The organism is uncultured Draconibacterium sp. (assembly GCF_913060805.1).
Lineage (GTDB): Bacteria > Bacteroidota > Bacteroidia > Bacteroidales > Prolixibacteraceae > Draconibacterium.
Window position 1 is genome coordinate 18,132 of the sequence record NZ_CAJXTC010000001.1, and the last position, 18,201, is coordinate 36,332.

At 42.4% G+C, this 18,201-nt stretch carries 4 protein-coding genes; 3 read left to right on the forward strand and 1 reads right to left on the reverse strand.

Annotation, left to right across the window (positions count from 1 at the left end):
* Positions 1–17: 17 nt before the first annotated feature.
* From QZ576_RS00095 to QZ576_RS00105, 3 genes are all read left to right on the forward strand, one after another.
* Entirely contained in the window at positions 18–833 is an 816-nt protein-coding gene (locus QZ576_RS00095; RefSeq protein ID WP_297093139.1) for a hypothetical protein, read from the forward strand.
* Between the two features lie 273 nt (positions 834–1,106).
* On the forward strand, positions 1,107–2,888 hold the full coding sequence (locus QZ576_RS00100; protein ID WP_297093141.1) for a tetratricopeptide repeat protein: 1,782 nt from the start codon (positions 1,107–1,109) through the stop codon (positions 2,886–2,888).
* 515 nt (positions 2,889–3,403) lie between these two features.
* Positions 3,404–17,200, forward strand: coding sequence for a T9SS type A sorting domain-containing protein (locus tag QZ576_RS00105; protein WP_297093144.1), 13,797 nt, complete (start codon positions 3,404–3,406; stop codon positions 17,198–17,200).
* A gap of 87 nt (positions 17,201–17,287) precedes the next feature.
* Here the strand turns inward: QZ576_RS00105 and QZ576_RS00110 are convergent, their stop codons facing one another.
* On the reverse strand, positions 17,288–18,175 hold the full coding sequence (locus QZ576_RS00110; RefSeq protein ID WP_297093146.1) for an inositol monophosphatase family protein: 888 nt from the start codon (positions 18,173–18,175) through the stop codon (positions 17,288–17,290).
* Between the last annotated feature and the right edge of the window lie 26 nt (positions 18,176–18,201).

Below are 18,201 nucleotides of genomic sequence, written 5' to 3' on the forward strand. Positions count from 1 at the left end.
TTCTAAAATTTAAAATAATGAAGAAACCGATAGTTATATCATTGATATTTTTCGTGGCCACTTTGATGCTGGCGAATGTTACGGCACAGGCACAGGAAAGTTTCGACAAAGTGACTATGCTAAATGGCGAAGAACACATTGGACAGGTTGTTGCCATGAACGACCAAAGTATTGAGTTTGTCCATAAAAATGAAAGCTTGAAATACTCGTATTCGAAAGCCGATATTAACAAAATTCAATTTGCAAGCGGACGGATAGAAATACTTAATAAAGCGCAGACCGCTTCAGCTTCCGGAGCTGATGTTTCTTTGCAGGATCATCACAACAAGGTGGCGGTTTTGCCTTTTACCTACATGAGCAGCGATGGAGCGCATGATGATCAAATGGAGAAAAAGGTGCAATCCGACTGTTACACACTGATGACAAAGTTTGCCAGCGAGTTCAATCTGCAAGATCCTACTACCACAAACGCAACCTTGATCAAACACAGTATAAATTCGTCGAATATCGACGGGTTTACACCGGCTGAATTGTGTAATATTCTAGGAGTTGAATATGTTGTAATGGGAACCGTAAATGTTCGTTATACCAGCACAACCAATTATTCGGGCTCAAGTAAAACCAGCGAGCAAAAGAATGACAAAAAACGCACGTATACCTCAACATCATCCAGCTCAACAGATAATTTTCAAACCCAGGTTGATATGAAAATGTATTCCGACCAGGGACAGAATATTTATGCCAATGCGCACACTTCATTCTGGATGACAGAAGATGCTTACACTGTAACTTTACAATGGTTAATTAAACGATCGCCATTATACAGGAAATAATAGTTGCCATCGAACAAAACAATCATGCTTTTCCGGAATCACCGTTAGCGATGAACGAAAAATTATTTTTAGCGAACTCTCCCTCACTCCCTCTCTTTGCAAAGAGAGGGACGATTGTGTCGAAGGCACAATCAGGGTGAGTTAAAATATATTGAACCAAATTTTGCTATTGATTTCTAGAGACTTTCAGAAAACGAGAAATCCATGTTTTAACCGGCATGGATTTTTTTTCACCAATTGTTTATCTTTATTGCTTCACCGAAGTTATACTCTATGAACCTTAAATCGATCTATTTTTTCATTATTACTTTTCTGATGGCTGCACATGTTGTTGCTCAGCCAGATGTAGATAGCCTAAAGACCAAATACACTGCGGAAGTTAGCATCGAAAATAAAGTTTTATTAGTAACAGAAATTGCAAAATCGTATCTCAATACCCAGCCCGATTCTGCCCGGTATTATGCAAATGATGGCCTAAAACTGTCAGAAGCGAGTAAAAATTATAGTGGCCTATTCCGATTCTATAATATTTTAGGCCGAATTGAACTGATGCAACAAAACGAAGAGGCTGCAATTGCCAGTTACGAACAGGCAATTCAGCTGTTAGATAATCTCGATAATAAAACAGAGGCATTTAGTGTTGTTATCAATTTGGGTTACCTGTATGATTTGCAAAACAAATACGTAAAAGCATTTCAGCTTTATTCCAAAGGTCTGGAATTAGCAGAAGAACTTAACGACATTACCTGGCTCTATTCCATTTACAATAATTTCGGATCGCACCTGAAAAGCATTGGAGATTTGGAGGCCAGCAAAAAAATGTTCCACAAAACCATTGCAATATCCAAAACGCTTAAGGAAGAGGAGCTGCATTTTTCGCCCGCCAGCGCCTACAGCAATATGGCCTCAATTTACCTTGAGGAACAAAAAACCGATAGTGCAATGCTTTATCTCAGACAGGCGTGGAATTATCCGGGTGCGCGCAATGATGCTTACGGCGAACAAATAATGTCGGTAAATTTTGTCGATATTTTTCTGGAAACACAACAACCCGATAGTGTATCAAAATACTTAAACATTCAAAAAGCCGATCTCGAAATACTTGAGTCCTCTTTCCCGGGTTCAATTAATTTTCAATACGCCACTTACTACCGGCAGCTGGGCGAAAACTACTACAACAACAAACAATACAAACCGGCTCTGCTCGCTTTAGAAAAAGCACTTGACTACAGCGAAAAACTGGATGAATACGACATTAAAACCCAGGTGTTACAACTACTTGCCTCAAGTAACGAGGAAAGTGGAAATATGCAAAAGGCAGCATTTTATTACAAGAGTTATGCCGAGAGCAGTAATATCCTTAACGAACGTAATTCGGGTGAAGAGATAATAAAATTAAGGGCAAAGCATGAGCTGGATAAAGAATTGACCGAGGCAAAAAATGAGCTTGCGGTTATAAAATTCAGAAAAGATAAAAAGGATATGGTCTTTATTATCATTCTGTTGTTGTCGGTTTCAGCAGCACTTGTGATTTTACTACTGTTCCTGCAACAGCGCAATCGCCACAAGCAACTGCAAACCGAGGAAGCCTTGCACCGTATGGAAAAAGAAAAGGTATCAGAAGAACTGGATCACAAGAAAAAAGAAATGGCCACCAACGGAATGTACCTCGCCCAGAAAAACAATCTAATTCTACTTGTCTCAAAAAAATTAACAGAAATCCAGAATGACCTGCCACAAAAGGATGCAGGGAAAATTAAAGAAATAATTGAAGAACTAGGAAGCAAAGCCCACGATAACTCCTGGGAAGAATTTGAAAAACGCTTTAAGGAAGTACATACCGATTTTTACGAGCGCCTGAGTAAAGCCTATCCTAAATTAACGGCGGGCGATTTGCGTTTATGCGGATTCCTGCGGCTAAATATGTCGAACAAAGAAATAGCCGCCATTACCTATCAGAACGTGGAAAGCTTAAAAACGGCCCGTTATCGTTTACGAAAAAAACTGGGACTTTCGCGGGAAGTTAACCTCATCCACTTTTTAACGAAATTTTGAATACCTTCCTTACCCAAAGCTGATCTGGTGACTCCTAATCACCTGATCAGTAAAATGGCAGCCCTTGCTTATTCACCAGATGCCTCCAAGTCATCAGGTGAACTTCCCAAAGCTGATCAGCAAGATTGGCATTGTACACTTTTTGTTACCCCCGCATGTTAACATTTCTGCAGCTTACTGAAGTTAGCTAGCAATGTAATATGTTAAATTTGCAATTTAGTTAAGATTTAAAGCAACTTTCCAAAACCACTTTTAGTTGTATTTGTTTCATATTTTGTATTTTAAACAAGCTTAATTAACAAACGTAACTAAAGATCGTATTGATCGAATGTAATTTTACCATTCGATACCATTAGACGAACTACTCAATTTAAAAACAAAAAACACCAAATAGCATGCAAAACTTTACCTGCAAAACCAACACTTTGAAAGTATTCCGAATTTCCGGACTTTTTGTTTTACTCCTTTTTATTACAGGGTTTGGCCAAAATTTAAATGCCCAAAACCGGATAATCGTGAATCCTTCCTTTGAAACGGGTTCGGGGATTCCACACAACGACGTTGCTTATCTTGAATCGCAGGTTGGCGATAATCCACAGATTGATGGCTGGTACTCAACACATATAACTTATAACGGAGCAGAAGGTGCAATTGAACACTGGAGGACAGGATTTCTGAGCACACCCTCGCAGAATGGTGATTATCATGTCGAACTTAACGTGTCTCAGTCGTCCAGGTTGTATCAAATCGTTTTCCTGGTAAATGGCGAAACCATCGATTGGGAATACTACCACAGGCAACGCGTTGCAACTGCTACTGAAACTGTTCAGTATTCGATATACAGCGAGGATGGAAGCTCGAAATTATACACCATCGACACCCACACAGCAAGTAGCACAAGCGCGTGGGATCACCGTACCGGGAGTTATACGTTTACCGGTTCAACCGGTGTCTACCAAATTGGCTTTGAATCAACCACTGGTGGCGGCTCAGGGAATTTTCTGGATAACGTAAACATTGGACTGAAAGGATTAACCGAATTCAGACAGAGTTCAATTACAATAAACGAATCGGAAGCTGCAGGATTTGATCCACATATTGTGGTGAACGGTGAGGTACAAAGTGCTTCCACCATAACTTTTACGGTTATTTCAGTAGATGCTGATGAAGGTATCGATTATACTTTCCCAACAAAAACACTCAACGTTCCTATTGGAGATTATGGAATTGCAGACTCTCTTTCATTAGGATTTTCGTTGATTAACGATACGAAAGGAAGAGGCGACCGCACGATTCAGATCAACCTGAGTTCAGCAAGTGGCGATCTGGACGTTAGAGATGCCAATGGCGATGGTTTAAAGCAAACATTGACCATACATGTTATTGACGACGATCCATCACCCGGCGATGTTCCAAAAGCCGAACTTTGGCTCGATGCTTCCGATCCCGATGCCGATGGCAATCCAGGAAACAACCCGGCTGATAATACGGATGTTACTACATGGACAGATAAATCAGGAAACGGAAACGATGTTACCACTGCAGGTATTGCAGGAAGTGGTATCAACCCACCATCGTATTTGAATAATCAGTTTAACGGTCAGGCTGCGCTGCGTTTTGATAAAGGCAACAATGAAGCGCTGGGAAAAGTCCTGGCCTCGGATTATATTGGCGATTTTACGCTCTTTATCGTTTTGCAGGGGCAAACCGCAAGTCCTGCTGATTATGATGCCTTTTTCTCTTCCTGGAATAATCCTTCACAGACGAATAGTTTTCAGATTGATTACCTTGCAAGTTCCCAAAATTTCCAGGTGCGAACCAATCACGGTAACTTAGCATTCGGACCTTTCAACCAGGAACTGGATCTGTTTACCGTCAGGCAATCGGGAACAACATTAAAAACATTGTCTGATGGCGTGGAACAAAACCAGCAGGATCTTGGAACAGCATTGGGCTTCAACGCATACAGGATAGGTGCAAACAGGAATAGTAAACAATTCTATGATTCAAAAATTGCGGAAGTAATCGTTTACGCGCGTGCACTTACTGATTGTGAACTGGAACAGGTAAACGATTATCTTGGGGCAAAATACGGCCGCGATTATTACGATATTGCTGCAAATTTCGATCATGCAACTGCATTTCCCAACGATGTTACCGGAGTAGGAGCTTTCGGTTCAGCATGTTCGGGAATCAAGCAAATCAATACCGCAACCTCCAGTATACTTACCATCGATAATCCAAGCTCGAACGATACTCAGGGCGAATTCCTGACGCTGGCACACGACGCAGGAACGCTGACAGCAACAGGAGCAAATTTACCGGCTACTCTTTCAGGAAGAACCCGATTGGCAAAATCGTGGAAAGCCGACCGCGATGGCGATGTCGGAACGGTAGATATGGAGTTCGACTTAAGTGGAATAGCCGGAATTGGAACACAGGCATCAGATTTTAAATTAGTTATTGATACCGATGGCGATGGAAATTTCCAAACCGGAACCGTTCAGACCATAGATGCAACAGCTTTTGCAAGCAATAAGGTTGAATTTAATGCAGTAACCCTTCCTGATAATGCTGTTTTTACAATTGTGGTGGGAGCGACCTCTGGACCGGGTGTAAACGGTCCTAATCTTTGGCTAAAAGCAGATAACGGTGCGACAAACAGTGGCGCCAATCTTACCGGTTGGACAGACCAGACCGGAACAAATACGTTTACCGTTACTGGTACTCCTGGTTTTCAGGCGGATGCCATCAATTTTAACCCAGCTGTTACATTCAATAACACCGATCCGGTGACGTCTTTGCCTTCTGATCGGCTTTCGGGTAATACAGATATTACTTATGTCGATGGTTTTGCCGTATACAAGCATACCAGTAACAACTCAAACTTTTTAGGAAGTACAGCTCCCGGATTGGCTTATGGCGCAGCAATCTTTGCGAGTTTTGGTGCAAACAGCAGTTATGTAAGCAATGGGACAGGAACTTTTTATTCCAATTTCACATCCCCGGGCTTAACAAATAGTTACAATGTGGTGAATATGGATGTGTCTCCAACCACAAATCCGTTCGCTTCAGGCAGAGTTAATGGAATTGCCCAAACTTTAAGTTCACCAGGTTCCGATTATGCCAACATCGTGTTTACCCCAATGATAGGTGGTACCAACAACGCAGGAAGTGCAGGTAGTTCAGGTTGGCCTCATGCCGTTGGAGAAGTGACAGAAATCGTGCTTTACCCCTCCGGCCTCTCTGCAACGGAAAAGCTGAAAGTAGAATCTTATCTTGCCATTAAGTATGGTATTCATTTGGCTGGAAATTACGTTAACAGCGGAGGCACACCGATCTGGGATGCTACCATTAATGCCACATATCACAATGATGTTTTCGGTATTGGTAAAGATGACGGCAGTGGCCTGAACCAAGGTTCATCGAACAGTATTAATACCGGAAACGGAAACGGAACAGGGCAGTCAGGAAAATGCAATATCCAGATTGCGGGCGCAGCCTCTTTAGACGATGGTGATTTTTTAATGATCGGGAACGATGGCGGCGCATTAAGCGAACAGACTACCGGACTTCCAACGAGTTTAAGCGGATATCTAAGATTGGGCCGGCAGTGGAAAGTAAAACGCACCGGCGATCTTACCAATAATTTTATTTTTGACCTTAACGGCTTATCACTTGGCGGAAGCGCTTCATCCGACTTTAAACTTATTGTTGATGTAGATGGCGACGGTGATTTTACCACCGGAACCGTGACTGAATACAGTGGGATATACGTTAATAACACTTTGACTTTCCTGGCGCTGGATCTACCTGACGGTTCTGTATTTACCCTTGTCACTGGCCCTGGCAATCCTGACTGGACATTCACTAAAGAAACTACATCGACCAGTTATTCCCAGGTTAATGAAGCACTTATTTACAAATTGACTTTATCCAACACCGGGAATGTTGATATTTCAAATATTCAGCTTGACGATCCCGGATCGCTTAATCCGATAATATTTCCAAATGCAAACGAAGACGCCAACAGTGATGGTTTATTAAATCCCGGAGAAATCTGGACAGCTGTTTATCCTCACCCGGTAACACAGGCCGACCTGGATGCCGGAAGTTATACAAACATTGCAACGGCTTCAGGTTCTTCGGCAGCCGGTCCGCCACCAACATTGTCGGATACGGTTACGGTAGATGCGATTCAAACACCACAAATCTTACTCGAAATATCAGCCGATACACTGGTGTATGGTGCCGTTGGAGAACCGATCGCTTTCAAGCTAAAAGCAAGTAACACCGGTAATGTAACATTGGATAGTGTATCGCTTGATTTAGTCCTTGAAACCAGAAGCTGGGGAGTTGGTTCCATGGCTCCTGGTTCAGTCGACAGTATTGAGTTTACATATTTGATAAAGCAAGAAGACCTGGATCGGGGATATATTGCCTATGGAACAACCATATATGGAACCAGCCCAAGCGGAGTTCGGGTTTCTTATTACGATGAGATCTTTTTAAACGCTAATCAGCGTCCCTCGTTCAGTATCGTTAAAACAGGTCTGGCTCCTGATTTCAGATCGTTGGGAGATATACAGTTTGAGATTGTTTCAACCAATACCGGAAACGTTACTATCGGGCAGGTGGCATTGATTGACTCACTTGTTAACCTGGTAAAACCGCTACCGGATATGGCGCCCGGAGATATACATACCGACACCATAACGTATTCGTTGACGCAGGCCGATCTGGATGCCCGGGAGGTTATCAATGTTGCCACTATATACGGACGAATGGGCAATAACGGTCTGGAAGTAACAGATACCGACAGAGTTGTAATTGACGGTATTCCCAGACCGGAACTGGAATTGATAAAAACCGCCGATGTTAGCAGTTACGAGCAGTTGGGACATACCATTACCTACACCTTTACTGCAAATAACACAGGGAACGTTACGCTTTCGAATGTAACGCTTGATGATCCGCTAACAGGAACAACTGCAAAAGATCTTGGGTCGATCGCTCCGGGGAAATCAGCAAAATTTACGGCAGATTATACTATCACCCAGGTTGATATAGATGCCGGATCATTAACGAATATTGCAATGCTTAGTGGCACAGATCCTGCATCAACTGTCGTTTCTGCAAACGATACGCTAACAATTTATGCTAATCAGGCCCCTGAAATTGTTCTAGAAAAAGCGGCCATTGAGCAAAACTTTGATGCGCCGGGAGATGTAATAAATTATTTGCTGGAATTAAAGAATCCGGGAAATGTGACAATGACGAATGTTCATGTTTCGGATCCTCTTGCAGCAATTGATACGGTGTTGAGTACTCCAATAATTCCGGGTGGCCATGCATTCTTGAGTGGAAGCTACACCGTTAATCAATCAGACATTGATGCCGGGTATATAACCAACGTGGCAACTGTAACCGCTACTGATCCAAACGTTACAACATGGTCGGATAACGCTACGGTTACAGTTAATGCAGATCAACACCCATCAATCGAACTAACCAAAACAGCAGACACTTTAAGCTATTCGGCAGTAGACGACTTAATTACTTATTTTATTGAAGTTGAGAATACAGGTAATGTAACAATTACCGATGCTGTTGTTAATGATCCGCTTACCGGATTCACGACAACAATAACAACACTTGGGCCGGGTGCTATTGAGAATTTTACTACCACACACACCATAACCCAGGCAGATATCGATACAGCTTATGTTTTGAATACTGCTTTGGTTATCGGCGACGCCAGCGGAACAAGTGTTGAGGCCGGCGATCAGGTTAAAGTGTTTGCACTTCAGGCTCCGGGTATTGAACTGTCCAAATCGGTTGATTCAACCGTATTCTTTTTGGCCGGCGATATTGCCGAGTATAAATTTGAAGTAAATAACACCGGAAACGTTACGCTCACAAATATCCAGTTGGATGATCCTCGGATTCCGTATTCGGAAAATATCGCACAATTACTTCCGGGAGAGGTTTGGGCTGACTCGGTGCAATACGCACTTACCCAGTCCGATGTCGATAGCAAGGTTATAAAGAATACCGCCACTGTATCGGCAAATACACCTGAAGGAACTACAGTAAGTGATAGCGACGATGCCTATATTACTATTGATGGTGTTGGCGCATTAGAAGTAATAAAAGTTACGGATACCAAACAATATAGCGCGCCGGGCGATTCCGTGAAATTCGCACTGGGTATTTTCAATATTGGGAATGTAACATTAGAAAATGTAGTCCTTACTGATTCGCTGACTTCAGAGACCTGGAACATCGGTAATATGGATCCATTTTCTTATATCATATACGAAGTGGCTTACGAGGCAACGCAGGCCGACATTGATAATGGAACAATCCGGAATGTGGCTTCCGCCACCGGAAATACCACTTTGGGAGATCCGGTTACAGCTATGGATGAAGCCATTTCGAAAGCTGTTACTAGCAGTGCAATTGAAATCAGCAAAAAAGCAAAAACAAAAACATACGAGTCTGTTGGCGATGTCATAAATTACACGATTACCGTTAGTAATGTCGGAAATGTTACCTTAAGTAATGTTGTGGTGACAGATACATTAACCGGCCTGATACAGCCAATCGGAACGATGGCTCCGGGCGACATTCAGACGATAAACACCAGCTATACCATCACCCAGGCTGATATTGACGGTGGAGTACTTTACAATACTGCTATAATAGATGCCACTAATCCGAAAAGTTCGAGTATCGAAAATCAGGATACCGAAAAAGTCACGGCTTTACAATCTCCATCGGTAAGTATCACAAAAACGGCGAGCGATACCACTTACAACTCTGTTGCCGATGTTATAACTTATTCCATAACCGTAAAAAATACCGGAAACGTAACCTTAACCGATGTTGAAGTTGTAGATGCTTTAATTGCATTGGATCAGACACTTGTAAGCCTGGCGCCGGGAGATTCAAGCGTTTTCACGGGGGATTATGCCATAACTCAAACGGATATTGATGCCGGGGAAGTTATCAATGCAGCCATAGCAACGGGAGTTTCGCCAAAGAAAGTTAACGTTTATGATATAGCAGAAGAAACTGTTGTTGCAGAACAAAATCCATCACTTAGTATAGCTAAAACTGCCGACAAAAGCAGTTTCTCTGTGGTTGGTGAGATAATCAACTACAATCTGCGTGTTCAAAATACCGGAAACGTGACTTTAACCGCTGTTCAGGTTGAAGATCCGTTAACTGCAACTTCTGTAAACCTGGGGGCTTTGGCTCCGCTGGATGTTCAGGATATTCTGGTTTCCTATACCGTAAAACAGTCGGATTTGGATAATGGATACATCGAGAATGAAGCAACTGTTTATGGTTCCGTTCCAGGATTGAATAAAGTGGAAACAAAAGATCAGCTGACCATTAACGCCATCCAAAAACCGTTAATGAAGCTGACCAAATCTGCCGTTCAGAGTAATTACACTACCATTGGCAACAAAATTGACTATAAATTGGCTCTTGAAAATACAGGTAATGTTACGCTTTCGAATGTTCAGGTGAGTGATCCGCTAACCGGAGTAAACCAGACTTTCGCCAGTGTTGCTCCGGCAGAAATAAAAACAATTGATGCGTCTTATTTTATTACTCAGGCCGACCTCGATTCAGGCTCCGTAACAAATGTTGCCAATGCGCAAGCAACAGCACCGGATTTGAGCACATTGCAATCAACTGATTCTTTAACGGTGATTGCGTTGCAGGCCCCATCAATAAAAATAGATAAAACCGCCTCACCTCAACTGGTTGAAAATGTTGGTGACATTATTAAATATACTTTTGTAATTAGCAATTCTGGTAATGTTACTTTAAGAGACGTGAATTTAACTGATCCGAGAATTCCGGTTGATCTTGACTTCCCTGTGATTACGCCAGGAGGAGTCTGGACCACTTCTCTGGATTACGACGTTACTCAGGAAGACTTAGATGGATTACTAATTGCGAATACGGCTTATGTTTCTGCAGAAGGCCCCAATTCAACGATTACGGATAAAGATCATGCGCTGGTAGCCGTAAAAGACAAAGGAGCAATAGAGGTAGTAAAAACTACAAGCGATACAATTTATTCGGCACCGGGAGACCGTTTGCGGTATACGGTTGAAGTTACCAACATCGGAAATATCACCCTCGCAGATGTACTTGTTAGTGATTCATTAACCAACGAGACCTGGACAATTGATACGCTGGCACCGGGCGCATCGCAGCAATTCCTGTCGGTTTACAATGTGGTTCAGGATGACATCGACAGAGGCACCGTATTAAATCAAGGGAAAGCGACAGCTAATGAGGCAACTCCATTGGGAAGATATGTAGAGTCGGTAGATGAAGCCACTTCAACTGCCGCGCGAAATGCTGCATTCGAATTGAATAAAACTGCAACTGCCAATACGTATTCAAAAGTAGGTGAAGTAATTCGCTACAATCTGGAAGTTAAAAATACAGGTAATGTTACACTGGAAAATATTACGGTAACAGATCCTCTGACCGGAACAAACCAGACAATAGCAACTTTAGCGCCGGGCACAAGCCAGAGTGTTTCTGCTAATTATGCCATCACTCAGGCCGACATTGACAATGATTCTGTGATTAACACAGCAACAATCGATGGCAACGAAATATATAATCCATCAGGAACATTGTCAGATAACGATTCATACACTGTTTATGCTGTTCAAAATCCGGGTATCGAAGTTGTTAAAACAGCTGATAAATCAACTTACAATACCGATGGCGAAGTGATTGATTATACGCTTGAAGTCAGCAACACAGGAAATGTAACACTCCACGATGTTGTGCTGACAGATACACTAACCGGGACAGTTCAAAACATCGGGATAATGGCTCCAGGTGATATTCAAACTTATCACGGGCTGTATTCAATCAAGCAATTGGATATGGATGCCGGATCATTGTATAACGAGGCTGCTGTAACGGCACTTACACCTCAGAATGCGAGTGTAAATGATCTGGATTCACTGACTCTTTCAGCAAACCAGTTCGCAGCAATTTCGCTGAATAAAACTTCTGATGTATCAAGTTTTGATGCAGTTGGTGACGTTATTACCTACACGATTGAAGTGAGCAATGCCGGTAATGTAACTTTAAATGATGTAACCATTGTTGATCCGCTTACCGGAACAAACATAAATATTGGAAGTCTTCTTCCTCGCCAGACAAAAACAGAGACGGCAACTTATACTGCTACCCAATCTGATTTGGATGCCGGGTTGATTCAAAATACTGCTTCGGTAACAGGAATCGATCCTAAAGGGAAAAATGTTAGGGCAAATGATATAAATACGGTGATCGCTTTGCAAGCACCGGCACTTGATTTTGAAAAAACAGCCAGCCCAACGCTCATTGTTCAGGCAGGAGATCCGATTACCTACACCTTCACGGTTACAAATACCGGAAATACAACACTAACTGATCTTAAGCTAAATGATTCAAAAGTTCCGTTTGGCAAACTGAGAGTCAATCTGATTCCTGGTGAAACCTGGACAGAGACAGTTGTGTACACCACTACCCAGCAGGATATTGACGGTCTTATAATCCGGAATGTTGCCGAGGTTTCGGCATTAACACCGATTGGACTCACAATCAGAGAAGAAGATCAGGCGTTGGTAGCTATTTATGGTAAAGGTGGTATTGAAGTAATAAAAACCACCAGCGATCCATTGTATAGTCAACCCGGCGATGTTTTGAATTACGAAATACAGGTTACTAACATTGGCAACCTGACGCTTTCGAATGTTGAACTTACTGATTCATTAACCGGTCAGAACTGGGATTTGGGTACAATGGCTCCGAATGAGGTAACAACATTTACCTCTAGCTACAACGTAACACAAGCTGATATCGATAGCGGTCAGGTGATTAATTCGGCAGTAGTTTCAGCAACAGTTCCTTCTGGCAGAACATTGGAAAGCCGCGACGAGGCAATTTCAACAGCCGTGCGTGCTGCAGGTGTTAGCATATCCAAAACCGCCGGAACATCAACGTATTCTTCAGTAGGAGAAATAATCACCTATACCATTGAAATAGAAAATGCAGGTAATGTAACGTTGAACAACGTTGTGATAACTGACACGCTTACCGGAACAACACAAACCTTTGCCACAATCGCTCCGGGTGGTATTGAAACTATTATTGCAAACTACACAATTACCCAGGCTGATCTTGACAACGGGTCGATTATGAATGAAGCCGAAGTAACTGCTGAAAATCCAATCGGAGCGTCAATTCCTAATTCTGCAAGCTGTGTTATTCTCGCCGATCAGCAACCTGCGATAGAGCTTACAAAAACAGCTGATCATACGGATTATTCAATGGTTGGCGATGTAGTTAACTTTACGATAGGTTTGCAAAATACAGGGAATGTAAGATTAACCAACGTACGAGTAAGTGATCCGTTGACAGGTTTTGTGCATACAATTGACACATTAGCTGCAGGCGAATCTACACAATACACCACTTCTTATTCCATAGTTCAAAAAGATCTTGACGCCGGAACTTTGGTGAATACAGCTCTGGTTCTATGTATTTCTCCACGAAAACTGGGCTTAAGCGATCTGGCACGCGTTACACTTACTGCAATTAGTCAGCCGGCCATTGAAATAGAAAAAGTGGCCAACAGAACTAATTACGATACTGCCGGCGACCTTATAAATTATTCGCTGACGGTTCGTAACACAGGTAATGTGAGTTTAAATACGGTACAGATAAATGATCCGCTTACCGGAACAAACAAACTACTACCTGTCCTCGCCCCTGGAGCTCAAAATGTTACCAATACGGCTTATTTTATTAAGCAGTCGGATATTGATAATGGTTCGCTGACCAACATTGCGTCTACTCAGGCTTCAAGCCCTGACGGCTTGCAGGTGAACGATGCAGATACGGTAAGGCTGTCAGCTGTTCTAAAACCGTTTATTGATGTTACCAAAACTGCAGACAAGACCGATTTTAATGCAGCTGGTGATGTAATCACTTATAATATCTCTGTCAAGAATACGGGTAACGAAACATTGAACAACATTCAGCTGAACGACCCATTGACAGGCTTGAGTGAATTTATTGATACATTAAGAGTTGCTCAAACATTACAATTCAGTACGAGCTACACCATCGTTCAGAATGATCTAGATTATGGAGAATTGCTTAATGTTGCAACAGCTATTGGCTCTGATCCTCAGAATAAAACAATTACAGATTCTGATTCGCTGATGACACCGGCAGTGCTGAATCCAGAAATATTCCTGGCGAAAACAGCTGTGGTAGATTGCGATGTTATAAACTATCAATTAATTGTCACGAACTCCGGAAATTTAACACTTAGCAACTTAAGCCTGGATGATCCACTAATCGGATTAACACAGGCAATGAATGATTTAGCACCTAATGAAAGTGATACAATTCGAGTTCAATACCAGGTAACAATGACAGATTTCGACGCGGGGCTTGTTACCAACACTGCAACGGTTAACAGCCTGTCTCCACAAGGAGATGTTGTAACTGCCAGTGCAACAATATCAACTCCGGTTCATTTAGACCGGACAACCGAAACAGTTACCAGCTGCGATTATTACGATTGGCTCGGAAAACGTATATATCTGAGTGGTACCTACGTTGAAACACTGACCAATACAATAGGCTGTGATTCAATTGCAACACTTGAACTGACAATCAACAAAAGTACCAACTCTTTACTGGAAATTACAACTTGTGGCAGTTATACCTGGACGGATGGAAATACCTACGACAAAACAGGTATTTACACGCAACGCAGTACCAATGCTGCCGGCTGCGACCACTTAGACGTTCTTAACCTTGTTATTACTGATGAGGTTACGACTACAGAAAACGTAACAGCTTGCAACAGTTATACCTGGATTGACGGTAATACTTACACACAGAGCGGAACCTATTCTTTTAGGCAGGCAACAGCATCGGGTTGCGATTCGATCTGCATATTGAATTTGATCATCGAAGAAGCCTACAATGTTACTGAATACCGTACTTCATGTGGAGCCTACAGGGGACCGGACGGCAACACCTATACGCAGAGTGGCACCTATGTGATTACCCAAACGGGCGTCGGAGGTTGCGACAAAGTAACCACGCTTCACCTAACAGTACTGAATGAAGGAATGACCGCAATCGACACCACAGTCTGTGATAGTTTTATTACCGGTTTAGGACGCCTGATCTACGAATCGGGTACATACGAAGAAGGTTACAGCGAAACATCGCTATGCGACTGCAGAATTCAGTACAATGTAACGGTATTACATCCGGTTTATACGCATCTATCTGAAGAAGCTTGTGAAAGTTACACCTGGACAAATGGAATGACCTACACTGAAACCGGAATTTACAGCGATACCTTGATTAGTGCGATGGGTTGCGACTCGATTGTAATGCTTGACTTAATCATCAACAAAGCAACTTATTCAGGACTGTTTGTTGCGGCTTGCGACAGCTATTTGGCACCAGACGGAAGTGAGTTGACGGAAACAGGCAATTACACCGTAACGATTTTTAACAATGCCGGTTGCGACAGCATAATAACTATCGACCTGGTAATGTTAGAACAGGATACAACAGTAATTGACACCACTGTTTGCGATGAACTAGTTACCATTAACGGACAAACAATAACACAAAGTGGCAGTTATTACGAAAGCATCCAAACAGATGCGAACTGCACGGGAACTGTTCTTTACAATGTGGTAGTAAGTAGTACTTCAGAGGAAGTTATTCAAATGACAGCCTGCGAAAGTCTGGATTGGATCAATGGCGAAACTTACGACGAATCAGGGGTATACAGCTTTACATTAATGAGTGCTGGCGGTTGCGATTCAGTGATCATACTTGATTTAACTATACTGAAAGCAACACAAAATACCACTGAAGTTGCGGCTGTGGAAAGTTACACATGGACCGATGGCAATACCTATACCGAATCGGGAACTTATAGCCAGTTACTCACCAATGCCGCGGGCTGCGATTCGGTAGATATACTGGAACTGGTGATCGTACCAAATGGCTACTGTGCTCCGACCCTGATTAGTCCGATTGCCGACACCGTGATTTATGCAAACGACACAACAGACACCCTGCTTATAAATCCTAAGGAAATGTTTGACGTTTGCGAAAATGGTGAGATTGATGATTTGAACATATATGTTGCGGGAAGTGAAAGCCTGCCTACCTGGATTACTAAAACTGAAAACGAGAGAACAATAGAACTTGAATTAAATCCAACGCTTAGGGACCTCGGCTGCCACAATTTTATTGTTGAGGCGATTAATCAGCTTGGCACGGTGTCAGATACTTTTGCAATCTGCGTTGACGGATACAATCCTCATTGCCCACCTTACCTTGCTCGCCCGGTTCCGAATTACGAGATAGAAGCAGAATTTGATACGCTGAATATTGAGTTAAGCCTGTTCGACGATTATCTGTTTGCTTCGTGTGAGCATCAAAATTTCTCTTGTATGACTGTTCTGCTTGAGGATGGGCGAATACTTCCGGAATGGATCACACTTACCAAGACCGACACAGCCTACATTCTGAATGGAATCGCTTCGGTTCAGGACACCGGTTGCATTAGCGTTGTTGTTCAGGTTGGAAATGCTTATGGTATTGGTTCCGATACCTTTAATATTTGCGTAACCGATCCTGGATGCTCACCAACTCCGGTAAATCCGATAGCTGATACGACTTTCTATGTTTCATTCACTGACCAAAGCGTTGAACTCAGCCTGGAGAACGGAGCTATTTTTGATGCTTGTATTGATGGATACTTTGAAGCTTTCTACATCTACCAGGCTGATGGTAATGAATACCCATTATGGCTAACCGTTACTCCAAACGACACCTCTTATATTATTCAGTGTAATCCAACAGCGGCCGACACCGGATGTGTAGATATTGTGGTGGCATTGACGAATTCATTCGGCACAGCAACCGATACGTTTATGATATGCAGCGAACTTGGTGTTGGAGCCAACGAAACGGAATTGGCTGATTTTAATATTAACATGTATCCAAATCCAACGAAAGGGGAAGTTACAGTGGATATTGAATCTCCAAATTTGGGCGATGTGGAAATTAGGGTACACACCATTAACGGGCAGGAAATCTTCAGAGAACAATACCTGTCCACCGATCGTGTAAACTTTAGTTTAGATGAACACGTGAGCGGCATGTACCTGGTAATTATAAAAAGTAACGACCGGACGGTGGTGAAGAAGTTGATTCTCGATAGAAAATAACTTATAAAAGGAGAAAGGCAGTCAATTTTTTGGTTGCCTTTTTCTTTGCCAAAATTGCTGAATACAGTAGACTTTGAGAGTTGCTGACTAATTTATTGCTTTAACAATAGAACGGATTGTATCTGCAATTTCTTTGTTGCCGGCATACAAAACTCCACGGTGATTCATAAAGGTCGAATCACTTCGGTTTAGGTCGAGGGGAGTACCTTCGAAACTTGTTGCCGGGGCGCCAATTTCGTTAAAAATACATGCGGTTGCGGCAAAATCCCAAAGGCTTCCTCCGCCGGGTGTTGGTTTCGGAAGTTTAAAATAACAACCCGGCGCCTGATCGAGTGTCCAGATGGCATTTAAAACTGCACCGGCTTTTTTTTGAATTTTCAATTCCTTGAAATTTAGCTCCTGTAACTTCTCTTCGAGTGCGAAAATAAATTCATCGAAAGGTTCATATCTCAGAAAAGTGCGGTCCATGTGCAGCGTAAAGGTTCTTTTGCCTTTCAGTTCCAGATCAGGTTGCCAGCTTTTGTGGTTTTTAAAAGCTCCCTGACCTTTTACTGCATAATACAAATTCTGGGTAAGCGGATCGAAAACAACGCCAATAACCGGCTCTCCCGATTTTGAAACCAGCGCAATAGATACGGCATAACCAGGCGTTTTTTCAGTAAATGCCAGTGTTCCGTCCATCGGGTCGATACACCAGAAATAGTCTTTCTCGAAACGACTTTTATCGTCAACGCTTTCTTCAGTAAGCAAAGCCAGGTCGTATTTTGATATGGAGGAAGCAAGTACTTCCAGAATAGTGTTTTGCGCTTTTACATCCACTTCGGTAACCACTTGCGAGGCCAGACTGTCGGCTGCTTCTTTATTGTTTACAGCTACATCTTTTGTAGAAAATTCGCTGATTAAAGAACCTGCTTTTTTTGCAGCTTCAATGGCCGTTTCACAAAGTGTTTTTAAGTCGGTGCTTGTTAATTGCATAGATTGTAATAATGTTTGCTTCTTAA